The sequence below is a fragment of the Pseudoalteromonas sp. Scap06 genome (assembly GCF_013394165.1).
In the GTDB taxonomy this organism is placed as follows: Bacteria; Pseudomonadota; Gammaproteobacteria; order Enterobacterales; family Alteromonadaceae; genus Pseudoalteromonas.
Map to the genome: position 1 here is coordinate 1,258,510 of NZ_CP041330.1, position 23,162 is coordinate 1,281,671.

The window sequence follows — 23,162 nt, forward strand, 5'->3', positions numbered from 1 at the left end:
GAATTTTTTGGCGTTAAATGCTGCTGAAATATTTCAGCAGCATTTGAGCTGTTCTAGTTTATTCAAACAATCCTTTTATAACCGCGTGGCGGTTTTGCACCATTAATATGCCGTTAGCCCATACATACTCAGGGGTTAAGGTCTCTTTATCGAGAAGCACAACATCCGCGTCGCTTGTTGCTTTAAGGCGGCCTTTATCAAGTCCTAAAATATCGGCAGGGTTACTGGTTATGCTCATTAAAGCCTGCTCTATAGGGACGTTATATTCTTTGACTGCTTGCTGAAACGAACTCAGTAGGGATGCCTCTTTGCCCACCTCAAGCCCTAATAAATTAAAGTCTTTATCAAAAATAGGTAAACTAGCATGGCCATCTGAGCTCATAGTGAGTTGATTTGGTGCTACGCCTTGTTCTAAGCAGTAGGCAAGGGCATGGGCTGCTGCATATTCACCATGTGCTAAATCGTAGTCGGTGGTGCTGGTGGTAAAGTCGATAGTACCGCCCTGATCACAAAAGTGAATACCGGCATCAAGAAGTGCTTTATTGCGGTTCATATGCGTAGGATAAAACTGTTTAAGCTTAATATCACTTTGCTGAGCCACCTGATGCAAAATACTCAAGTGACTATCGACAGGGCCGACATGAATACTCACGGTGCCTTTTTTACCACTGAGCATACCGGCTACTTTGGCCTCGGCTGCCAATTCTGCTAATTGCTGGACCGTAGGTTGGCTACTGCGATGATCAGAAATAGCCACTTCGCCAACACCTATAAACTCCTCTATATACATGATGTCGTCAGTGATTGAGTGAGTAAGAGTTTTAGCGGGTAAATGATACGAACCGGTATGGCAAAATACATTCAGCCCTTGCTCTTTTAGGCCTTTTGCTTTGGCAACCAAATTGGTAAGCGTACGTGAGCTTGAGTCGGTACCCAGTGCGCCCACCACTGTGGTAGTGCCCGATAGGGTTGCATCGGTTAGGTTCATTTCAGGGGTGCGGCTGGCAAATCCAGCTTCGCCACCGCCACCGGTAATATGCACTAACGAGTCAACAAACCCCGGCGTAACAAGCTTATTTTTACCGTCAATTCGTTTGACGAGTACACTGCTGTCGAGGATTATATTTTCGTCAATAGCAATGATTTTACCACCGCCAATTAAAACATCTTGTGTGCCTAGGTAGGTAGGTGCATAAACGTTTGCACCTTGAATTAAAGTTAACATAACAAATTCTTTTTATTGATAATTAATAAAGTAAGCAAGAAATATAAAGCCGCTTGCTAATACAAAAAGTGCTAGAGCAAAGCGCCAAATAAACGCAGCCCATTCTCCCCAATCTAATTTCACGACCCCTAAACAACCAATTAAACTAGCTGAGGTGGGAATTAAAATATTGGTTAATCCATCACCTAATTGAAAGGCCAATACCACAATTTGCCTTGATACATTGAGCAAATCGCCAAGTGGAGACATCAGCGGCATAGTGATGGCAGCTTGGCCTGAACCCGATGAAACAAAAAAGTTAAATACACTTTGAAACACCAGCATTCCCCAAGCTGCAATGTAATCTGGCACACTGGCTATGCTACTTGCACAGTAATAAAGCAGGGTGTTGAGAGTTGAGGGAGTGGTTAAATCACTACCGCCTAATAGTAATACAATGCCTTTAGCCAGTGCGACTAATAACGCCGCTGGCAATAATTCTTGTGCACCGTGTTTAAACGCATCCGCGCACTCATTCGCGGTTAGCTTTTTAAACACGATGGCAATTATTGCACTGATAAGGCCAATACAAAAAAACTGTGCCGCAAGCTCAGGAATATAATATTGGCGAGCCATCACTCCCCATACAACCCAGGCTATGCCCAATACAAACACTAATAATGTGAGTGCATCGGCTAGGCTGAGTTTAATCGTTGGCTGATCACCCGTTTTTAGGGATTGTGTTTTTATCCGTTTTGCATAGCGCATAGTAAACACAAGGCCTACAAGGGTAAAACAAGCCCACGCTAACATACGAAAGCCCGCACCAGAAAATACTGGAATTTCAGCTATCGATTGCGCTATAGCAATGCTAAAAGGGTTCATCCATGAGGTGGCAAAGCCTATTTGCGTAGCCACATAAGTTGTAAGTACAGTGACTTTAGCGTCGTAGCCAAGTTGTTGCATAATAGGGAGCAGCACAATACAAAATGCAATAGCCTCTTCGCCCATACCAAATACCGCGCCGCCTAACGAAAATAGTAAAAACAGTAAGGGAATAAACAGCCATTCAACCCGCTTGGTTTTATTAATAAGTGCCATAATGCCGTTATTAATCGCACCGGTTTTCATAATAATGCCAAAGGCACCGCCAGTGATTAAAATAAACGCCATTACGCCAATAGCTGCACCATATTTATCACCCGACACTAAGCCTTCAAACAATACATTTGCTAAACCAATGTCCCCACCTTGTGCAAAAACAGGTGGTGATTGTTGGTCGTTAACGGCTTGATATTGTGAAAGCTGCACAGTGTGGCTACCAGATTCTGCATTAAATACCCCGGGGGTAATAAATACCGTGGCCATATAGGCAATCACTGCCACACACAGCAAAATGATGCTGGCATCGGGCATAGAAAATTGTTTTTGTTTCATAATTTCACTTTAATAAAAGGTCATTGTGTTGATGCGTAAATAAACGCTTAAACGTACTTTAGCACTTAATAGGCAGTGTCACTGTAGCCATGACCTGTAATAAAAGGAAGGCCGCAAAGCGTTTGCTTTGCGGCTAAGTGGTTAAAAACGGTAGCTAATACTTAATTTGTAATTAGCACCTAGGGCATTATGATTAATTGAATCAAAGCCACGGTTTGAGCCATAAAGAGTGGGTGGCTGTTTATCAAAAATATTATTGATGCGCGCACGCAAAGTCAGTGATTTATTAACATAAAAACCCGCTGATAAATCCCAAACGAGCCAGTCATCAACCTGATGCTCACCTTTTGAGTCTAATACGCCAAGCGAATCTAGCTCATCAATTTCACGACCACGCAGGCCTTTTATATCATCTTCGTAGCTGCTGGTGTAGTTTGCACCTAAGTTAAGGTAGTAATTTTGCGCTTCCCAATCTATTGACATACGCGCAACATTTTCAGGATAACGATAAGTTCCTACCAACTTCTCTAACGAGTCAGACCCCGGTTTATTACGTTCAAACTCAAGGTAATGAGTACCGTCAAACGCAAAGGTCAAATCGCCGCTTGGTAATACAAACCTATGGTCAAACTTAAAGTCTATGCCTGCTAATGTTTGTGTACCAGTGTTTTCAAGTGGGATAGCATGATCGCGAAACAACGGTAAAAATAGCTCGTCATCACGTGGGTTAAATTCATCTATATAACTGCTTAAAATTTCAGTTAAATTAGCGCCGTCTTGCTCTATGTTTAAACCACTGGTGTCGGTGACATCACATAATGCTTCATCGTACGATATGCCTTGCTCGCCCGGTGGGACAATGCCACAGTGACGAAGTGACGCATCAGTTATAGCGCGGTCGAGCACTGCGGTCATGTTGGTATCGATTACTTCTTCATGATCAAACTGCCAATAATCAATGGTTAAATTAGTATTAGCCGATGGACTCCATGCAAAGCCAACACTGATAGCCTCAGATTCTTCTGCATTTAGATTAGGGTTACCTAACTCTAACGAATTAACACTCACTTGGGTGCCATCACCCATACAGTATAAATCGGCTACAGCTTGGTTGGCACCACAGTCAAAAGTAGATTGCGTGGTTCTTAATTTAACGCCAGCTTGAGTTAATGATGGTGCTCTAAACGAGGTTGACCATGAACCACGAACAACTAACGAATCAGTCGGGCGATAGCTCAAACCTATTTTAGGATTAAAGGTGCCACCAAAATCATCGTAATGATCGTATCGACCCGCTGCTTGCAGCTCTATTTGCTCACTCAGTGAAATACTTAATTCAGCAAAGGCGGCATATTGAGTGCGCTCGGCTTCTGATAAGCTAGAGCCAAAGCCAAATACATCAACAAGGTAGTCTTTGTCTGCTTGAGCTTGTGAATTAAGCGAAGGAAAGTCGCTTAGCTCTTCACGGCGTGCTTCTACCCCAAATGAGGCATAGGCTGGTAGGTCGTTAAAGGTAAATAGTTCACCATTAAAGTTAGCATCCCAGCCGTAAACAGTACTTTCTCCACTGCGTGTTGGGCGAGCTTGCGCTGTTGCCAAAACGGCATCATTAGCGGCGTCGCCTTGAAGGAAAGGGTTGTAAAAAGGTAGCAACTCCCCAGATACACAATTTAAGTCAGTACCGTCATAACTTGCCAGCGTACCGTCTGAACATAGCTCGCCTGTAATCGCGCCATGAAACTGGTAACGATTATATACCCCTGCAATCGCTTCTTGCTCTGAACGTGAGCGAGAAAGAGTAACACCAGATTCCCAACCCCAATCACCAATTTCACCACTTAGACTGCTTACCAAGCGAAAGTTTTTCGTTTCTACTTCCACCGTTCTTGGGGCATTAAAGCGCGCGTCAAACGCAAAGCCATATACTTCTCGGCCACTTTGAGTATCAAATGGGTCAATATAAAGTTGATCCATTAAATCATTACTACCATCGGCATTATCGTAAATAAATAAGGCGTCTTCTAAAACATACGGGCCGTCGTCATCATTAATTTGGTTAATAGGTGAGGGCGATGAATACGCTTTTGCCTTGGTCTGACTGTAAAAAAAATCAGTATGCCATTGTAGACCACCAAGCTCACTATTAAACATAAAGCCAGTTGAAAGGCTTTCAAATGGCGTTTCTAGGTAATCATCTTGATTTGGGTAGTAAGCACAAATTTGTTCATCAAGTTCAGTAGTAACTAACTCGGTTTTGCAGTTTGGTGATGGAAGTTCGTTACCATCTCGGCTGCTGAAATAATAAATATTAGGTGAGTTCTCCAGCTTAGGTAAATAGGAGTAACCATTCACTAAAGAGGGAGAGGCCGTGTAATTACGATCGGTGGCTTTAAAAGCGTTACGGTCATATATATCTGCAAATACCGTTAAGTTACTCTCGCCTATTTTTGTACCATACACTAAGTTTAATTGTTTTTTACTTTCGTCATGTTGATCAAAGCTATCGGCAAACGAAGTATTGATTTCAGCGCCTTCAAAATCATCTTTTAAAATATAGTTAATAACACCCGCTACAGCATCGGCACCATAAACGGCTGATGCACCGGTGGCTAAAATATCAATACGTTCAATGGCCGCAAGTGGAATAGAATTAACATCTACAAAGTTTTCAGTGCCTGCAGCAAATGAGCTAGGCGCAACTCTTCGCCCATTTATTAATGTAAGCGTTGCTGATGGCCCCATGCCTCTTAAGCTCGCTGCTGATTGACCCGCTGGTGTTGAGGTAGACGTACCGCCACTTTCAGAGGTTGAAAATGTGCCACTTCCGCCTTTAAAAACAGATAAATCTTTGAGTAATTCATGAATGGTATTAGCACCAGAGCGTTTGATTGCATCTTGGTCTAGCACGGTTAGTGGAATAGTGCCTTCCAGATCAACGCCTTTTAAGCGAGATCCTGTTACTTCTACTCGTTCAATGTTGGTATTAGTTTGAGTTTCTTGTGCATACACACAAGTGACAGGGCTCAGTAAAGTGCTTACTGTGGCCGCAATAGTTAGTTGACGAAACATTGTAGTACCTTTTGTCTTTTTTAAGCGCGCAGAAATAGGTTTAATATTTCTTAAGGCTTTAATTATTATGGTTTTTTAGACAGGGCAATGGTGAAATGACACGCTGAGCCCCTCACAGAAATTAGTGAGGTGGTGGGCTACTCGTCAAACCACTCCGAAAGGTAGTGTGGTGAGTAGAAATATGTTGTAAGCAGTGTTGCTTTTTTAAACATAATTCTCGTTCCAAAAAGGTTTTTGACAAAGCTAGCAAATGGGTGCTAGCTTACTCGCGTTTTAAAGTTCCTTTTTTTTATAGCAAGTGAGAGACGCTCTCGCAAGTTATTTCTTATAATTTTTCACATGAGTGTAACATAATGGAACGAATAAATTTACCAAACAAGCGGTTAGTTAAATCGCGAATAATAACCGCTTTTTACTCAATTTTAATTGCTTTTTCGCTACAGTTAGGCGCAAAAGAGTCTAATCAAACTCTTGTTTTAGTGGGGGGAGCTCTCACAACATGCGCCAGTTTAAGCTCTAAAAACTGTGAAAAAAATACTCAGATCTCGGGTAAAACGCATAATGTATTTGCGCTCTCTCACACTAAAATTAGCCAAATAAAGCAACAATGGCCCAGTAAAAATAGCCAAGCTAAAAATAACACTATTAAAAATTTAGCAACAATGCAGGCTAAGTCATCGCCCACATTATCGAAAAAAGAACTGTTATGGTTGTGGCGCGATATTGATAGCAAACAGCTCAATAGTTTATCGGATCAAGAATACAATTTTGTAATAGATATGCTTGAAGTAGCTCAAATAAAAAGCGACAACACACGGCTAAAAGAGCGGGTAAATACTGCGCTTAATAGCGAATCGGCAGCGACAGAGATTTTGCAGTTTATATCGGGTAGTTTAAAAGTTAATAACTCCAACCCGAGTATACTGGCCATTACCGCCTCAAGCAGAGACCCTTATGAATCTGCTGATTTTTACGAAGGATTACTAAGCTTCCCTAATGTAAATTCGCAATGGCTTGCATTAACCCCTGCGCTTGCTAAAGCAATAACCACCAACAAGTGTGATGATTTAACCACGCTTAGGCACTCCGAAATGGGGCTATATCAACGCGAACATATTTACCCTGATCGCACACAAGCTGAATATCAATTGTGTAAAAAAGGCATCGACGCTTTAGTAGAGCTAATAAAAAACAGTACCGGTGTGATGTTTAATGGTGGCGATCAAAGCCTAACTCGAAAAGTATTATTTGATGAAAATAACCAGCCTTACCCTTGGACAAAAGCATTACAGTCTCGCCCTGTTATTGTTGGAACAAGTGCAGGTACCGCGGTGCAAAGTGGTGGGCAAGCCCACGCCGGGAATGTGGTGATGATCACCAATGGCACTAGCTTGTCGGCATTGAAAGAAGGCGCACAAGCCATTGATGCCCCAAGTGAACGCTCAAACAGCGATAGTTTAACTTACAACCGCTTTGGGGGTTTAGGCACATTTAGTTACGGTGTACTCGATACACACTTTAGCGAGCGAAACCGTACATTAAGACTAGGCACTTTGCTCGACGACTTAAGCGCAAACCAAGATCAGCCGACATTCGGTTTTGGTGTAGACGAAACCACAGCCTTAGTGGTGATTAAATCTGAAGCTGGCAATTTAATGACCGTAATTGGTAAAAATGGTGTAGTGATGGTTAAATCAACAGGGCAAGCTCAGGCTAAAACTAAAACCTATAGTTACTCTTATTGGCCTGTGGGAAGTGTGATTGATATTAAAAATAACGATTATACCTTAAGTCAGCGCAGTATTAGCCAAGCATTACCAGCAATTAAAATACCGCCTTTACCAGTTCAGCGTTTTGGCAGTATTTTAATGGATGCCAAATTACGCTCTTTAACGCAAGCCATGTGCCTTAGCCAAGAACAAACGGCTGTTGGTCAGCAAGGTGAGTTTATTATTAGCCTATCTACCACGCCTGAGTCGGCATATCATCGTATTAGTGCTGCGCAGTATGGCTGTGCGGTGAGTAATTTAGAAATTGCAGTGAGTACCTTTTAATTTAATGCCACGCAAGCTAATTTAATTAAACACGCTGCTTAGTTGATTTTAACTTTAGCGGCCATACTATATTTAAAGCGTGTTTATTAAATCACAACAAAAGGAAGGTTCATGAGTAAAGTAGCGGTTATTTATTTTTCGGGATATGGCCATACCAAAAAAGTGGCTGAATTTGTAGCTGATGGAGCAAACGCTCAACTTATTGCTATTGATGAAAATGGCGATATACAAGACGCCGATTGGGATACGTTAAACAATGCAGACGCCATTATTTTTGGTGCACCTACCTATATGGGCTCATATCCTTGGCAGTTTAAAAAGTTTGTTGATGCTACCTCTAAAGTATGGTTTACCATGGGGTGGAAAGACAAAATATTTGGCGGGTTTACTAATAGCGGCAGCCTAAATGGCGATAAACAAGTCACTCTAATTAGTATGCAAACATTGGCTTCGCAACATGGTGGAATTTGGGTAAGCCTAGGGTTACCACCGGCCAATAAACTGGAATCAACTCGTCAAGACATCAATAATTTAGGCGGTTCAGTTGGCGTATTAGTGCAATCACCTACTGATGCAGATGAATCTGCTATTCCATCAGGCGATTTAGAAACGGCCCGTTTATACGGCGAACGTGTAGCTGATATAGCCAAACGCTTAAAGTAAAAGTCACTCGATAAAATAAGTTAAAAAAGCCACATTGTGTGGCTTTTTTAGTTTGATAATTCCAATTTTTGTTGTTTGTGCTCTAGCTGGTATAGGCTTGAAAATTGACGTTTATGAACTTCAAATAAATACGCTCTTAGCTGCTCTTTACCATGGTGAATGTGTTTAATTTTTGCTGCTATGCCACACTTACTCTGCCTAACCGGTTCTATATCTAATGATATCGCCGCTTCGTTGGGTAAAATAAATTGCATATTCTGCAACTCATCAAGTTCACTGTGTACTGATGTGGGTTTTAAAAATATCCCTGTGCTAGATATAGATTCAATGCAAAAACCTTGGCTTTGGATATTTAATTCGCTCAACCGCCAGCTGCGCTGAATACCTTTAGTGTCAATTACTTCGGGGGCTTCTAATACAGTACTGAAATGGCCTAATTCATCGGTTTTAAATTGAAGTGGGAACCATAGTTGGTAGTGGGCTACTTCTGCTAATAAGGTTAATTTAGCTTGACCAAGTAAATGCGCAATACCATCTGGTATTGATGCTTGTACTGTTAACTTTGTTTCATTGATTAATGCACTACTTTGACTAGGTTCAAATAAGCCAGATAAAAAGTTAATTTCTTCGTCAGACAAATCCATGTATTTTCCTTAATACCTAAATTGTGGATTCTATTCCTCACAAGGTTACTGCCCAATGAATGAACAGTTTATTATTTTGTAAGCTCCGCATAGCGCGGCTAAATTTTTATACAATTAAAAATTTCAACCTTCCTGATTGAAATTTTAAGCTGTTGATTTTAATTGGTTTTGTTTGTTTTTAAACTCAGTGAGTTAAATAGTTGTATGCGTTTTTTAGTATTTTAACCTTATTATCACCAATAAGTTAAGTAATAAAGTGTACAAAATTAAAACGCTTCGCGATGTTTTTATATCAACAATGCGTAAATGAGACTTAGGTCTAGCTTACGAAGCATAAGGAAATACTTAGAATAGCGCCAAATAAAAATGGGGTTTAAGGGGTTCCAAATGCAATTAGAACGAATTCGTCGTAGCGACTTACACAACAAAGTAATGTCTGCAGAGCAGGCCAGTTTATTTATTAAAGACGGTATGACCGTGGGTATGAGTGGTTTTACTCGTGCCGGTGAAGCGAAAGCTGTACCACGTGCGCTTGCAGAGCGAGTGCGTGAAAACCCAATGAAAATTAACTTAATGACGGGCGCGTCATTAGGAAACGACTTAGATAAGCTACTAACTGAATCAGGTGCGTTAGCGCGTCGTATGCCATTTCAAGTAGACAGCACATTACGTAAAGCGATTAACAACGGTGAGGTCATGTTTATTGACCAGCATTTATCTGAAACCGTTGAACAGCTACGTAATCATCAGTTAACTATGCCTGATGTAGCGGTCATTGAAGCCGTAGCTATTACTGAAGAAGGCCACATAGTACCTACAACATCAGTGGGCAATTCAGCCAGCTTTGCTATTTTTGCCAAACAGGTAATTGTAGAAATTAATATGTTACACCAGCCAGAGCTTGAAGGGCTGCACGACATTTATATTCCATCTTATCGTCCTACACGTACGCCAGTGCCGCTAGTGAAAGTAGATGACCGCATTGGTAGTACTGCAATTCCAATTGATCCGGCTAAAATTGTGGGTATTGTATTTACCAATCAAAGTGACTCATTTTCAACCGTTACCGACCCAGATGCAGATACAGCCTCTATTGCACGTCACTTAGTGAACTTTTTTAAAGAAGAAGTAGCACAACAGCGTATGCCTGAAAACCTAGGCCCATTACAAGCCGGTATAGGTAACATTGCCAACGCAGTAATGATGGGTTTATTAGACTCTGATTTTAAAGACCTCACTATGTATTCAGAGGTACTACAAGATTCTACCTTTGATTTAATTGATGCGGGTAAACTTAATTTTGCATCAGGGTGTTCAATTATTTTATCAGAGCGTTGTAACTCACAAGTATTTAATAACCTTGAAAAGTATCGTGATAAGCTAGTACTTCGTCCACAAGAAATGTCGAACCACCCTGAAATTGTGCGTCGTTTAGGTATTATTGCAATTAACACTGCACTTGAGTTTGATATATATGGCAACGTTAACTCAACCCATGTGTGTGGTACTAAAATGATGAACGGTATTGGTGGTTCAGGCGACTTTGCACGTAATGCGCATGTATCGGTGTTTGTAACTAAATCAATTGCCAAAGGTGGCGCTATTTCAAGTGTTGTGCCTATGGTAAGCCATGTTGATCATACTGAGCACGATGTTGATATTTTAGTAACCGAGCAAGGCCTTGCTGATTTACGCGGTTTAGCGCCACGCGAACGTGCAATTGAAGTCATTAAGCACTGTGTACACCCAGATTATCGCAACGCCATGCTTGACTACTACGAGCGTGCATGTGTTCGTGGCGGTCATACGCCTCATATTTTAGAAGAGGCATTCAGCTGGCATACCCGCCTTGAGCAACAAGGCACAATGAAGCAAAGTTAATACATAAAACCCCGCATCTGCGGGGTTTTTATTTTGTAATTAGTCTAAAATATTAGACTCAGACCAAACCCTAAGATCGTGAAGAATTCCTAGTGCAGAGCGCCCAAACTCAGTGAGCTCGTAGGTGACAGCAATAGGTCTAGTGCTGATCACCGTCCTTAAAACCATCTTATTGGCCTCTAACTCTTTTAAACGTTGATCTATCATTTTTTTGCTCGCTCCACCTAACATTCGAGTTAGATCATTAAAGCGAACAGGTTCATCTTTTAAGTGATAAATAATAGAGCTTGTCCACTTCCCGCCAATTAAGCGCATTCCTTTTTCAATAGCACAAGGTTCTAAGCAGGCATTTAAAACTTTTTTTCTTCCCTTACTATCTGTTTCTATAGAGCTTTCCAAAATTTAACCTCTAAAATAGGGTGGTTACTAAAAGTATACTAATTGAATCTATTCTTCAGGTAACTATTATATACCACATTAAAGTAAAGACCAATTTTTGTACTATTTTTGGAGAGATCACATGAGCAAGGTACTCATTATAAATGCACACCAATATTATTCTTTTTCAGAGGGCAAATTAAATGCCACCCTAGTTGATGTAGCATCATCGATACTGATAGAAAAAGGCCATGAAGTTAAAACCGTAACTATGACAGATAGTATTGATGTAGAGGCACAATTAGCACTTCATAAATGGGCTGACGTTGTCTTACTGCAATCACCTATTAACTGGATGGGCGTGCCATTTTCGTTTAAAAGATATATGGACGAGGTGTATACAGCCGGTATGGGTGGCGCCATGTGTAATGGCGATGGTCGTCACCAGGACGACCCAAAAAGCGGTTATGGCACAGGTGGCACACTTAAAGATACTAAATATATGATGTCACTCACATTTAACGCACCAGAGGAGTCATTTAACAATTTAGAAGAATTTTTTAATGGTAAAAGTGTTGACGACTTAATGTTCCCAATGCATATGAACTTTAAGTTTTTTGGTATGACAGCAATGCCTACCATTGCTTGTTTTGATGTTATGAAAAACGCCGATATAGATACTGACTTAGCGCGCTTTAAAGCACATATAAGTACACACTTTTGAGAGGAAACACAATGACTAATGCATCACAGTATACAAATAAACTTCTTCCGGGGAGTCGTTTCCCAAAGATTAATTGCCCTGTACTAAATAGTAACGAAGTAGAGTTAGGGCGTGTCCAGCAAGACGCTGCTTGGCAAATGGTGGTTGTGTATCGTGGCCAGCATTGTCCTATGTGTACGCAGTATCTAAATCAGTTAGAAGAAATTAAACAGTCATTACAAGACATTGGAGTTTCTTTAATTGCTGTATCGGCCGACAGCGAAGCGCAGTTGTTAACACATAAAGAGAAGTTATCAGTGAGTTATCCCATTGCGTTTGAATTAAAGCCTGAACAAATGAATGCGTTAGGGCTGTATGTTTCTCAACCTCGCAACGCTCAAGAAACAGACCATTTATTTGCTGAGCCTGCTGTGTATGTAGTGAATGAACACGGTACAATACAAGTTGTTGATATCTCAAATAACCCATTTGTAAGACCAGATCTGTCTACTTTATTGCGAGGTATAACTTGGATTAAAAACCCTGATAATAATTACCCTATTCGTGGAATGCATAAAGGTTAATGTTTGATGGTTTAAGTTTGCCACTATGATCTGTAAAATAACTGCATATTATTTACAGACTCGCTATGGCGAGCAACACAGAGTAACCATAATGGAAAACAAACTAACTGCAATCGATACACTCGCTGAACTTGAAAGTTTTTTACTGCAAGTTGAAAACGGCGGCCTAGGTTTAACCGGCGTAGCAGGCGTGGGTATGGCAACTAACAATGCTGACGGCAGCCGTTTTGTAGCCGTGTTTGATGACAAGCAACAACTTTTATTAGCACGTGAAATTACCGAAGAGATCTTCCAAAGCGGACAAGACATGGTGCGCAACGGCGTAGGGCGTAAGCACTAGTACCTTACTACTAATTTAAAAAGCGCCAAATGGCGCTTTTTTTGTGGTTTTATTTTAAACAGGTGTTAAATATAAAATAAATTTACACAAATGGCACGCTATGTAATGGTTTCACTAGTTTTATTATGTAAAAGCGAAATAGCTCAGGTGAAATCATCAATATTCAACCGTTATCAGGTGTTAGTTAGTATGGACTTTATTGCTATCGGACTTTTCTTTTTAGTTCTTCTAATCGCTTTATCTATTGTTTGGAGCACGCTAAAAACGGGAATTTCACCGATGATGAGCTCAAGCAAAGCGCGCCAAACTATGCTTAATGCAATAAGCATGGATGAAAAAGGCGCATTAATTGATTTGGGTTCAGGTTGGGGGACGCTCGTTATAGCGGTTGCTAAAAATTATCCTAATAAACATGTTATTGGCTATGAGTTATCGTGGTTTCCTTGGATGGTTTCAGTGCTTTTTAAATATAGTTTGGGTTTAGGTAATCTTACCCTCTATCGTAAAGACTTCAAAAATGCCGATCTTAGTTCTGCGTCTACTTTGGTATGTTACTTGTTTCCTGGTGGTATGGTAGCGCTTGAAGATAAGTTAAAGCATGAAAAAGTTAATAATAAAATCACTATTGTGAGTAATACCTTCGCTTTACCTTCATGTAAACCAACTAACGTTATCAAGCTTAAAGATTTTTACCAAACGCCTATTTATGTATACCACTGGCAATCCAAATAGAGGGATATTATTTGGATTCAGTGCTTAGTTGATGTCATATTTTTTATCCATAAGTTCATGTTATCTGCAGACATTGGTTTGGCAATATAATAGCCTTGCCCATGATAGCAACCCATATCTATAAGTACTTTTTCGAGCTCTTGCGACTCGATCCCCTCTGCTATTAGGTTAAACCCAAATGCTTTACTTAGCGCCACGATACAGGTAACGATGGACTTGTCTTCATGGTCTGATAGGAGCTTTTTAACAAAGCTTTGATCTATTTTTAATGTATCTAAAGGTAATTTTTTTAAGTAACTCAAAGAGGCGTAACCTGTACCAAAGTCGTCTAACGCAATACTTACCCCTAAATTTCGACAGCCATTGAGAACGTCGACTGCCTGTTCAACGTTTCCAATGGTGGTGCTCTCTAAAATTTCTAATTCGAGGGTTTTTGGTTTTATATTATTAGTGCTGATGAGTAACTCTCTGAGGTTTTCAACAAAGCCCTCACTAAGTAAATGAGCTGGAGAGATGTTTACACTCATAGAAAGATGATTTCTAGTCCAAATTTTATGTTGTTTTAAGGCTTCAGCAAGTACCCATTCACCAATTAATATACCAATGTGTGGGTGCTCTAATGCCTCTGAAAAGTGACCAGGGTAAAGTAAACCCAAAGTAGGGTGATTCCAGCGTATTAAGGCTTCAACGCCAATCAACTGGTGATCCATTAAATTTACCTTTGGTTGATAATGTAGAATAAACTCTTTACGAGCAATGCCTTTTTCAGCAGCCAATAACAAATCATGTCTTGCATGCCTTAGGCTTTCTTCCTCTGGATCAAAAAACAGAATCCGGTTTGTTCCTGATCTTTTTGCTTGGTACATAGTTTGATCGGCTCTTCGTAAAATGTCATCACAAGTTAAGCCATCATCACTGGGAAGTGCAACGCCGATGCTGACTGAAATTTGAACGGAGCACGAAAACTCTGCTAATTTTATCGGATCATTTACCTCAATTAGCACGTCTTGTAACAGAATCTCATATTCTTGTATTGTGTGCGCAGCCCCTCTTAATAAAAGGATAAACTCATCTCCACCAATACGCGCTAGTGTATCTTCCTTGCGTAATGTGTTTTGTAGCCTTTGGGCAATGGTTTTCAACACGAAATCTCCGATTTCGTGACCGTATTTGTCATTAATAGGTTTAAAGTTATCTAAATCTAAATAGGCAACGGCGAGCTTTTGGTGAGATGTAATAGCTTGTTGAAGTTGATCGATTAAAATAGGGCGGCTTGCTAGGCCTGTTAGGCTATCGTAATGTGCCATGTCATGAAGTTTTTTCTCTGAGCTTGCGCGTTGAATAGAGCTAGATATAGAGTGTATCAACTGAGCGCTTTTTAATTGGTTTTTAAGTAAATAATCGCTTGCTCCTAGCCGCATAGCTTCTGCTGCTATTTGTTCATCTCCCAATCCCGTGATCATAATCACAGCGCAATGATTATTTACAGACTTTCTAATATTATCTAGCAGGGTAAGCCCGGAGCCGATACCTAATCGATAATCAACTATGACGCAATCAAACTCCCCATGTTCAAGATAAGACATCGAGCTTTCAATAGAGGATGCTTCTGAAATTTTCGCCTGTATGTTAGAGCGAGATATCATACGACGTATATGTTCTCTATCAACCGCATCGTCATCAACAATGAGTAGGTTAATAGTGTCGCAGCTTTCAAAATCATCTATTGAAGTTCTCATATCCATATCTCTTGCAAAATAGCTTATTCAAGCTCAATGGCATGTATATAAGCATCCATAAGTATCGCTAATTTGGCAAACTGCGGGCCAATTGCATGTTTAACCATATAACCTGCTACGTTGTTATGATACGCGCGAGTACGATCGTTATCCTCATTGGAGGTCGTTAGTATAAATACAACGGTATTGTTTAAGTTTTTATCTTTACGAATATGGTCTAAAAATTCAAACCCATTCATCACTGGCATATTTAAATCAAGTAATACCAAGTAAGGCTCCGATATTTCTTTTTGTTGCGCTTTTTCTCGTAACGCATCTAGCGCAAGTTTTCCGTTTTGTTTCCAAATTATTTTAATTTTAGGATCAACTTTTTTTAAGCTTCTTGTAACGGCTTCCGCGGCAACATCGTCGTCCTCAACAAGTAGTATGGATAGATTTTTGATCATAAATTCTCTTTCCTAGCAAAGCGTGGCCACCAAACATGAAATGTTGACCCTTTGTGCGGTTCATTTGAACTAACTGAAATGCGCCCACCATGGGCTTGTGCAAGGCGCCGACTAATAGACAGCCCTATACCTGAAACCGACTTATCATCGGAAGTTGTTTGAAACAAACTAAAAATACGCTCGTAAGCCTCTGGTGGTATACCGGGTCCATCATCAGTCACAGTGATATGGCAAAGCGTATTTTCTGCTACACAACTAATCTCTATAGTTCCTTCTTTACTGTCATGGTGTTTAATAGCGTTACTTAATAAATTACGGACCACGGTTTCAAGTGGCGTCCATGCAGTCACGATGGTATTTAATTGAATGTCTTTATGAATCTTCATTCCAACTGGTAAATCTAACAGTTCGGTAACGTTATAAATTAATTTATGCATATCGATTACTTGAGTATCTAGGCTGGCTTTACCAGCTCTTGCATAGGCCAATAAATTATCTATTAACGTCTCCATTTTGTGAATACGATCATCAATACGCGTTAAGTTATATTCGACTTCAGGCGTGGTAGTGCCCAAATCTTCTTTTACCCATTCAATTAAGTTTGAAATGCCTCGCAATGGAGAGCGTAAATCATGAGAGGCCACATAGGTAAATTCTTTCAGGCTAGTGTTATTTTCTTTTAGCTCGGTTTCCATTCGTTTTCGTTCTGTTATATCTAACAAGGACACAAATACCATGTCTTCGTCATTGGTGTTTATAAAAGGACTCAGGCCCACTTCAACTGGGAATTCTTTTCCATCTTTGTGTAAGGCGGTTAAATCTCTGCCTACTCCCATACTTCTGACACTGGGTTCACGATGAAATGAATGGCGAAGTGCTGAATGGTGCCCTTGATAGCGCTGCGGTAATAGCATTTCCATTTTTTTATCGAGTAATTCTATTTCACTGTAGCCAAAAGATTTACATAACGATTGATTAACCGCTTGAATAATGCCCGCTTGGTCTACTATTAACACACCATGTGGTGCAGCCTGAATAGAGCGTTGAAACATATTGTTAGCGCGCAGCCTTTGCGATATATCAACCAGTGTGGCTAAAACTAACTCTTGTTGTCCGTGTATTGGGTTTAAGCCTATTTCGATTGGGATTTGCTTACCATTTTTTTGACTCGCAAATAACTCACGACCTTCACCCATTAAGCGTTTTCGAGGGTTAACAAAAAACTGACTCATCAAATGGGTATGGTTCGCTTTAAATTGCGCTGGAAGTAAACTATCTATGTTCATTCCTATGAGTTCTGAATCCTCATACCCCAGTATTTCAGATAGTTGACTATTGGCAAAAAGGATCTGAGCATCAGTATTAACTATCATTGCCCCCATGGGTAAACAATTAACTAGCTGAGTTAAAAATGCTTCATCCATATTTACATTTACACTTGGCGAATTAGATTTTTTATTTACTTTTTTAAGGTCCATCAAGCATCCCGCAAGTAAATGTAGTTCCTATAGTATAGTAATAGTCGAACAAGTAATGAACAGCAAATCTAGAGGATGATCATATTGTTTAAATGCTAATTTTAATAATTTCTTCTTGTATTTTAGCGAGTCATTATGAACGTACTGTTCAGAGTGAGGTGTATAAAAGACGTGTTTCTTTCAGCTTTTAATAAAAATCATTTCACACCAACACAAAGAGTTTAGGTTGACACTTGACCTGTCTATTACTCTATAGTTTACATTTAACATCGCATTTAAAAATGTATGGAGTCATATGTGTATCGTATTTCTGAGCTAGGTGCATTAGTTGGTTTATCGAGGACCACTTTACTTTATTACGAAAAGCTTAAGCTAATTTCTAGTAAGAGGTTAGAAAGTGGCTACCGAGTATATAGCGAAAGAGTTTTACAGCAGGTGCGTTTAGTTCAACACCTAAAAAGTGGTGGACTGAGCTTGGCTGAATGTAAGTCTTGCCTCGATAGTAAGTTAGATAAGTCTGTTCTTAAGTTTCGTTATAACGAATTAGAAGAAGACATTAAACGAAAACAAAAGTCATTGGCTTTGCTGTCGTCTCTGTTAGGAGAAAACAGTAGCAAGTCATGGCATGAAATGCTTAGCGAAGTGGCTCCAGATGCGCATATTGACTGGTTAAAAACTCAAGGGTTTAACGAAAAGCAAGCTCTAAGAATTAGGTGGTTATCAAAAGATATGAACGAACATGACAAATATATGCAAGATTTTATGAGCGTATTTGCAGCACTAGAATCTTGGGGGCCTAATAGTGAAGAGGACACGAAAAAAGCGTTTCATTTACTTAGTACCAATCCTAAACGAATTTTAGAGATTGGCTGTGGCAAGGGTTACTCAACAATATTACTCGAAAGGTTATCGAACGCAGAAATAATAGCGACTGACAATGAGCAAAGTGCGCTTGATAAAGTAGAAGATAAAATAAAGCAGCATAACTTGAGTGAGCGGGTATCAACTAAATGCACCAGCATGACAGAATTAAACTTTGGCACTAAAAAGTTTGACGTTATTTGGGCTGAAGCCTCGGCTTATATAATGGGTATAGAAAACGCCCTAAAAAAATGGAAATCGTTACTCACCGACGATGGTACTTTGGTTTTTAGCGATTTAGTTTGGTTAACTGACAGCCCAAGTCAAGATGCTATTGATTATTGGAAGAGCGATTATCCAGATATACAAACAGTTAATACACGTAAATCACAAATAGAAAAAGCTGGCTACCAGCTTCAGCATACATTTACGGTATCAGTGCAAGCTTGGAAGAATTATTACGAGCCACTCGAACTGCGCTTACAAGATGTTGCATCAAAAATGACTGGGTCACAAGCTGTGGTTGATATTCAAAATGAAATAGATTTATATAAATCTCATTTAGGCGAATTTGGTTATCAGTTTTTTATTGCTAAAAGGCTTTAAGAAATCAATAACCATGGGCTAACCCATAGAATAAATAACTTTAGCTTAAACACCATTCATATTAACCGGTTGAATGGTGTTTTTAATTATTATTTGAAAAGTATTTAACTGTGGCGTCACATAATCTCAATACCATGGAAATCAAAAAGCAGAAAAACAGTCAATAAATTAGTCGGTGCGATAAATGTGCGATATTTTTTATTATTAAATTAGGTAGTACGAAAGGAAAGCAGTTTTTATTGAATAATATAGAATTATGAAAGGATTTAAATGGTCGGTATGGAGAGATTCGAACTCTCGACCCCTGCCACCCCATGACAGTGCGCTACCAAGCTGCGCCACATACCGACTTTGATAGCAATAGTACGTGTATTTATAAAAAAATCAATAAGCTTTTGTTTGTTTGGATGTTTATTGCGCAAGCGCTTAGTTTTAAGGACTTGCGCAGGAGACTCTTTACGGCCCTAGTCTTTATTTAACCACTGGTTGATCGTGTTATACATTTCATCTCGTAGTATTGGTTGTGCAGTTTTGTTAGGGTGTAAGTTATCGTTTTGCATTAGCTCGTTTTTTCCTGCTACTTTAAGTATAAAAAACGGCATTAAATGTGAGTTAGTAGCTTCACTAACACTGGCAAAGCTATCGGTGAACATTTTACTGTACCGAGGGCCATAGTTAGGTGGAATATATATTTCCATAAGTGCGGTTTGTGCATCTGCAGCTTGGCTTTTTTTAATTAAAGCGGTTAAGTTAGTTTGCATTTTAGTGATTGGAAAACCGCGCAGGCCGTCATTGGCACCGAGCTCAATAAGTACGTGAGTGGGTTGATATTGCTCAAGTAGCGCGTCTAATCGGCGCAATGCTCCGCCGGTGGTTTCGCCGCTAATACTGGCATTTACTAAGTTGATAGGGCGTTGCTCGGCATCGTATTTATCTTGTAACAATTGCACCCAGCCTTGTTCTTGTTTTAAGCCATAGGCTGCGCTTAAACTATCACCAAGTATTAAAATCGTGTTGTTAGCTGCCGCGTGTAGTGGGTTAATAACTAAAAATAAAATGAATACACAACGTAGGATTGAATGAGTCATATGTCAGCGCTTTCTCAATTAAATATAATTCAAGTAAATGGTTTGTCTAAAGTGGTTTCCACCTTTGAAGGTGAGTTGTCCATCCTCAGCGACATCAGCTTTAATGTCAAGCATGGTGAGTCTGTTGCTGTTGTTGGCACATCGGGTTCTGGTAAGTCTACATTATTGAGCTTGCTAGCAGGGCTTGATACCGCCAGCAGTGGCGAGGTAATGTTAGATGGTGAGCCTTTGCACAAGTTAGATGAAGAAGCGCGAGCAGCACTGAGAGCCGCTAAAGTCGGTTTTGTATTTCAGTCTTTCATGTTGGTGCAAAGTTTAACCGCACTTGAAAATGTGATGCTACCTGCAGAGCTTGCTGGCGAACATGACGCTAAAGAGCAGGGACTCGCCTTGCTTGAAAAAGTTGGTTTGAGTCATCGTATTGATCATTACCCATCGCAGTTATCTGGTGGTGAGCAACAACGTGTTGCTATTGCTCGTGCATTTGTGGGTTCGCCTAAAATACTGTTTGCCGACGAGCCATCAGCTAACCTAGATAGCAAAAACGGCCATATGATTGAGTCGTTATTATTTGATTTAAATAAGCAAAATGGCACAACGCTTATTTTAGTTACCCACGATGAAGCACTGGCGCAAAAGTGTGAACGTATTATTCAGATTGAAGCCGGTGAGCTGGTACATAATTCAACTGAGGAAATGGCAAATGTGGGCTAAATTAGCACTTAAACTATTTTCTCGAGAGTTTCGCCGTGGTGAACTAACCGTTATAAGTGCAGCCATTGCTTTAGCGGTGTTAACGGTGCTTACTTTATCTATGGTGACCGAGCGAATTGCACAAAGTATTGCGCAAAAAAGTAGTGCCTTTATTGCAGCCGATAGGGTGTTGGCCAGTAACCATGCCATAGATACCGCTTATATTACTCAAGCCAAACAGCAAAACCTCAAAACAGCGCAAATGGTGTATTTTGACACTATGCTGTTTGCAAACGATGAAATGCAATTTAGCTCAGTAAAAGCTGCGTCAAACAGTTACCCGCTTAAAGGCCAGTTAAAGGTTAAGTCGGGCTTAAACGCAGAAACAGAAGTTGCCCCGGGGGCACCAACCCCCGGTAACGTGTGGCTAAGTGAATCGGTTTTTTACAGTTTAAATATAAACGTAGGCGACCAAGTTGAGCTAGGTGCTGCGTTATTCAATGTGGAAAAGGTGATTGTTGAAGAACCCGATGCGCCGTTTAATGTGTTCTCTAGCAGCCGCAGGGTACTAATTAATATTGACGATGTACCAAAAACTGAAGTAATACAGCCCGGTAGCCGTGTATTTTACCGCCAGTTGTATGCAGGTGATGAAAGCGAAATAAATAGTTTTTACGATTGGTTAAAACCGCAACTTAAAGAAAACCAAAACTGGTATGGTGTTAAAGACCGTCAATCGCCCATTTCAAATAGCTTAAATAGAGCTGAAAGCTTTTTGTTATTAGCCGGTTTGCTAGGGATTATTTTAGCCGCGGTTGCTATTGCAGTATCGGCTAAGCGCTATTGTGAGCGTCAATACGACCCAGTCGCAATGATGAAAACTTTAGGTGGCAGCCGAGATATGATCCGTAAAATTTACCTTATGCACCTATTAATGGTATGTACCATGGCGGTGGTTGTTGGCCTAGCTATTGGCTATGGTTTGCAAGAGATGGCTACCGGTTATTTAGCTAAAAGTATGGGTACCGAACTGCCCATGGCTGGTTTTAAACCTTGGCTGGTGGCGATTAGTACAGGGGTTATTTGTGCGGTTATGTTCTCTATTAAGCCACTTTTAGATTTATTTGATATTCCACCGCTCAGAGTACTTCGCCGTAATTTAGGCGATCGACTAGCGGTAAGTAAAATTCATTTAGGGCTAAGTGCACTCACCGTGTTTTTATTAATGTGGTTATTTAGTAATAACATAAAAATTACGCTTATTTTGTTTGTCTCAACGCTTGCGCTTATTTTGGTGTTATTTTTAATCTCTAAGTTAATATTTGGCGGTGGCCGCAAGCTTGGCTTAAAGCCGGGTAACAGCTGGTCTTTGGCTATTGCGTCTATTCAAAAGCGCGCCAATGTTAATGCAGTGCAGTTAATTAGTTTTTCGTTAGCTATTAAATTACTGTTATTTTTAATTGTGCTTAAAAATGATATTATTTCTGATTGGCAGTCACAATTACCAAGTGATGCACCTAATGCTTTTTTAGTGAATATTACGCAAAATGAACTGGACCCAGTTAATGAATATTTAGCACAAAAAGGCATTCAGGTGTCGGAGTTTTACCCGACTATTCGTGGTCGCGTAAATGCCGTCAACGGTGAAGCGGTTGCGCGTGAAGTGTCACTGCAAGATAACGAGAAAAAAGACGAAGAAGCCCGCTCAGGCATTGGCCGCGAGCTCAATTTAACCTGGCTTGACGAAGTCCCTTCGCAAAATGACATTATCGATGGCCAGTGGTTTGGCGATGACGCCGTTGCCGAGGCCTCACTGGAAGAGTCGATGATGCAGCGCCTCGATGTTAAATTAGGCGATACTCTTACATTTTTAATCGGTGCGCAGTCGTTTGATGCTAAAATAACCAGTGTGCGAAAAGTAAATTGGGCCACACTCAAGCCTAACTTTTTTATTATTTTAAGCCCAGATGTACTTAGCGACTTTCCGGCAACCTATATTTCATCGGTACGCATTGAACCTGAGCAAAAGCGCGACTTTAGCCAGTTATTACGTTCATACCCCACTATTACAGCAATTGATGTAGATAATTTTGTTAAGCAAATACAGTCGACTATTGAGCAAGTGTCGTTAGCCATTGGTTTTGTATTGGCTATTGTGGTGTTATGTGGTGCGTTGGTACTAATATCGCAGGTGCAAGCAAGCTTAGGTGAGCGCATGCAAGAAATCGTAATATTGCGTACGTTAGGTGCTAAAAGCCGATTAATAAAAAATGCCACTTTATATGAGTTTTTATTACTGGGCGGTTTAGCCGGACTGGTCGCTGCATTTTTTAGTGATATTGCACTGTTAATAGTGCAGCAGCAAATGTTTGATTTGGCGGGTAAGCTGCATCCAAATATTTGGATTATTGGCCCCGTTGCTGGTGGCGTGTTTGTAGCAGGTTTAGGTTATTTTATGATTGCCCGTACGCTCAAACAAAACACCCAAGGCTTAGTGCGCGCATTGGCGTAAACTTTTTGGCCAAATAGAGTTTAAATGCCTACTTTTTAAGTAGGCATTTT

General features: G+C 40.3%; 19 protein-coding genes and 1 tRNA gene. 10 read left to right on the plus strand and 10 right to left on the minus strand.

Annotated features, from left to right (window positions below):
* Positions 1-58: 58 nt before the first annotated feature.
* From iadA to FLM47_RS05820, 3 genes are all read right to left on the minus strand, one after another.
* Entirely contained in the window at positions 59-1,225 is a 1,167-nt protein-coding gene (iadA, locus tag FLM47_RS05810) for a beta-aspartyl-peptidase (RefSeq protein WP_178955663.1), read from the minus strand.
* Between the two features lie 12 nt (positions 1,226-1,237).
* A complete protein-coding gene (gene yfcC / locus FLM47_RS05815; RefSeq protein ID WP_178955664.1) occupies positions 1,238-2,641 on the minus strand; it encodes a putative basic amino acid antiporter YfcC in 1,404 nt (467 codons plus the stop codon).
* Positions 2,642-2,782: 141 nt separating this feature from the next.
* Positions 2,783-5,710, minus strand: coding sequence for a TonB-dependent receptor domain-containing protein (locus tag FLM47_RS05820; RefSeq protein ID WP_178955666.1), 2,928 nt, complete (start codon positions 5,708-5,710; stop codon positions 2,783-2,785).
* A gap of 353 nt (positions 5,711-6,063) precedes the next feature.
* Between FLM47_RS05820 and FLM47_RS05825 the strand changes: the two genes are divergently transcribed.
* Both FLM47_RS05825 and FLM47_RS05830 read left to right on the plus strand, forming a co-directional pair.
* Complete coding sequence (locus FLM47_RS05825; protein WP_178955668.1) at positions 6,064-7,764, plus strand: cyanophycinase; 1,701 nt, start codon at positions 6,064-6,066, stop codon at positions 7,762-7,764.
* Positions 7,765-7,875: 111 nt separating this feature from the next.
* Positions 7,876-8,427: a flavodoxin family protein gene (locus FLM47_RS05830; RefSeq protein WP_178955670.1), complete on the plus strand. Its 552-nt coding sequence runs from the start codon at positions 7,876-7,878 to the stop codon at positions 8,425-8,427.
* A 47-nt stretch (positions 8,428-8,474) separates the two neighbouring features.
* On the opposite strand, the gene FLM47_RS05835 is transcribed toward FLM47_RS05830, so the two are convergent.
* A complete protein-coding gene (locus FLM47_RS05835; RefSeq protein WP_054200650.1) occupies positions 8,475-9,071 on the minus strand; it encodes a hypothetical protein in 597 nt (198 codons plus the stop codon).
* Between the two features lie 387 nt (positions 9,072-9,458).
* On the opposite strand from FLM47_RS05835, the gene FLM47_RS05840 reads away from it, so the two are divergent.
* Complete coding sequence (locus FLM47_RS05840; protein ID WP_178955672.1) at positions 9,459-10,952, plus strand: acetyl-CoA hydrolase/transferase family protein; 1,494 nt, start codon at positions 9,459-9,461, stop codon at positions 10,950-10,952.
* Between the two features lie 39 nt (positions 10,953-10,991).
* On the opposite strand, the gene FLM47_RS05845 is transcribed toward FLM47_RS05840, so the two are convergent.
* Positions 10,992-11,351, minus strand: a complete 360-nt coding sequence (locus tag FLM47_RS05845; protein ID WP_010392830.1) for a helix-turn-helix domain-containing protein — start codon at positions 11,349-11,351, stop codon at positions 10,992-10,994.
* A gap of 121 nt (positions 11,352-11,472) precedes the next feature.
* On the opposite strand from FLM47_RS05845, the gene FLM47_RS05850 reads away from it, so the two are divergent.
* From FLM47_RS05850 to FLM47_RS05865, 4 genes are all read left to right on the plus strand, one after another.
* Entirely contained in the window at positions 11,473-12,054 is a 582-nt protein-coding gene (locus FLM47_RS05850) for an NAD(P)H-dependent oxidoreductase (RefSeq protein ID WP_178955673.1), read from the plus strand.
* Between the two features lie 11 nt (positions 12,055-12,065).
* Positions 12,066-12,617 (plus strand): redoxin domain-containing protein, encoded by a 552-nt coding sequence (locus tag FLM47_RS05855; RefSeq protein ID WP_178955675.1) that lies wholly within the window; start codon positions 12,066-12,068, stop codon positions 12,615-12,617.
* Between the two features lie 91 nt (positions 12,618-12,708).
* Positions 12,709-12,957, plus strand: coding sequence for a hypothetical protein (locus FLM47_RS05860; protein WP_008114111.1), 249 nt, complete (start codon positions 12,709-12,711; stop codon positions 12,955-12,957).
* A 147-nt stretch (positions 12,958-13,104) separates the two neighbouring features.
* A complete protein-coding gene (locus tag FLM47_RS05865; RefSeq protein WP_256872129.1) occupies positions 13,105-13,689 on the plus strand; it encodes a methyltransferase in 585 nt (194 codons plus the stop codon).
* 17 nt (positions 13,690-13,706) lie between these two features.
* On the opposite strand, the gene FLM47_RS05870 is transcribed toward FLM47_RS05865, so the two are convergent.
* From FLM47_RS05870 to FLM47_RS05880, 3 genes are read right to left on the minus strand one after another with little or no spacing between them, the layout of a single operon-like run.
* On the minus strand, positions 13,707-15,428 hold the full coding sequence (locus FLM47_RS05870; RefSeq protein WP_232735491.1) for a GGDEF domain-containing response regulator: 1,722 nt from the start codon (positions 15,426-15,428) through the stop codon (positions 13,707-13,709).
* Positions 15,429-15,451: 23 nt separating this feature from the next.
* Positions 15,452-15,874 (minus strand): response regulator, encoded by a 423-nt coding sequence (locus tag FLM47_RS05875; RefSeq protein WP_138608864.1) that lies wholly within the window; start codon positions 15,872-15,874, stop codon positions 15,452-15,454.
* Complete coding sequence (locus FLM47_RS05880) at positions 15,871-17,352, minus strand: PAS domain-containing sensor histidine kinase (protein WP_138608866.1); 1,482 nt, start codon at positions 17,350-17,352, stop codon at positions 15,871-15,873. Before FLM47_RS05880 ends, FLM47_RS05875 begins: the two co-directional genes overlap by 4 nt.
* A gap of 297 nt (positions 17,353-17,649) precedes the next feature.
* Here FLM47_RS05880 and FLM47_RS05885 point away from each other — a divergent pair, with 297 nt between their 5' ends.
* Entirely contained in the window at positions 17,650-18,819 is a 1,170-nt protein-coding gene (locus FLM47_RS05885; protein WP_178955679.1) for a MerR family transcriptional regulator, read from the plus strand.
* A gap of 271 nt (positions 18,820-19,090) precedes the next feature.
* Here the strand turns inward: FLM47_RS05885 and FLM47_RS05890 are convergent.
* Positions 19,091-19,167: transfer RNA gene (locus FLM47_RS05890), tRNA-Pro, on the minus strand.
* Between the two features lie 116 nt (positions 19,168-19,283).
* The gene (locus FLM47_RS05895) at positions 19,284-19,907 is read right to left on the minus strand and encodes an arylesterase (protein ID WP_178955680.1); all 624 of its coding nucleotides are present in this window, start codon (positions 19,905-19,907) and stop codon (positions 19,284-19,286) included.
* Here FLM47_RS05895 and FLM47_RS05900 point away from each other — a divergent pair, their 5' ends adjacent.
* On the plus strand, positions 19,908-20,621 hold the full coding sequence (locus FLM47_RS05900) for an ABC transporter ATP-binding protein (RefSeq protein ID WP_178956845.1): 714 nt from the start codon (positions 19,908-19,910) through the stop codon (positions 20,619-20,621).
* A complete protein-coding gene (locus FLM47_RS05905) occupies positions 20,611-23,112 on the plus strand; it encodes an ABC transporter permease (protein ID WP_178955682.1) in 2,502 nt (833 codons plus the stop codon). Before FLM47_RS05900 ends, FLM47_RS05905 begins: the two co-directional genes overlap by 11 nt.
* Positions 23,113-23,162 lie beyond the last annotated feature (50 nt).

Bases quoted from the DNA above. Each gene is read 5' to 3' on its own strand.
- iadA (WP_178955663.1), bottom strand. From the start codon at position 1,225: ATGTTAACTTTAATTCAAGGTGCAAACGTTTATGCACCTACCTACCTA.
- yfcC (WP_178955664.1), bottom strand. From the start codon at position 2,641: ATGAAACAAAAACAATTTTCTATGCCCGATGCCAGCATCATTTTGCTG.
- FLM47_RS05820 (WP_178955666.1), bottom strand. From the start codon at position 5,710: ATGTTTCGTCAACTAACTATTGCGGCCACAGTAAGCACTTTACTGAGC.
- FLM47_RS05825 (WP_178955668.1), top strand. From the start codon at position 6,064: ATGGAACGAATAAATTTACCAAACAAGCGGTTAGTTAAATCGCGAATA.
- FLM47_RS05830 (WP_178955670.1), top strand. From the start codon at position 7,876: ATGAGTAAAGTAGCGGTTATTTATTTTTCGGGATATGGCCATACCAAA.
- FLM47_RS05835 (WP_054200650.1), bottom strand. From the start codon at position 9,071: ATGGATTTGTCTGACGAAGAAATTAACTTTTTATCTGGCTTATTTGAA.
- FLM47_RS05840 (WP_178955672.1), top strand. From the start codon at position 9,459: ATGCAATTAGAACGAATTCGTCGTAGCGACTTACACAACAAAGTAATG.
- FLM47_RS05850 (WP_178955673.1), top strand. From the start codon at position 11,473: ATGAGCAAGGTACTCATTATAAATGCACACCAATATTATTCTTTTTCA.
- FLM47_RS05855 (WP_178955675.1), top strand. From the start codon at position 12,066: ATGACTAATGCATCACAGTATACAAATAAACTTCTTCCGGGGAGTCGT.
- FLM47_RS05860 (WP_008114111.1), top strand. From the start codon at position 12,709: ATGGAAAACAAACTAACTGCAATCGATACACTCGCTGAACTTGAAAGT.
- FLM47_RS05870 (WP_232735491.1), bottom strand. From the start codon at position 15,428: ATGAGAACTTCAATAGATGATTTTGAAAGCTGCGACACTATTAACCTA.
- FLM47_RS05875 (WP_138608864.1), bottom strand. From the start codon at position 15,874: ATGATCAAAAATCTATCCATACTACTTGTTGAGGACGACGATGTTGCC.
- FLM47_RS05880 (WP_138608866.1), bottom strand. From the start codon at position 17,352: ATGGACCTTAAAAAAGTAAATAAAAAATCTAATTCGCCAAGTGTAAAT.
- FLM47_RS05895 (WP_178955680.1), bottom strand. From the start codon at position 19,907: ATGACTCATTCAATCCTACGTTGTGTATTCATTTTATTTTTAGTTATT.
- FLM47_RS05900 (WP_178956845.1), top strand. From the start codon at position 19,908: ATGTCAGCGCTTTCTCAATTAAATATAATTCAAGTAAATGGTTTGTCT.
- FLM47_RS05905 (WP_178955682.1), top strand. From the start codon at position 20,611: ATGTGGGCTAAATTAGCACTTAAACTATTTTCTCGAGAGTTTCGCCGT.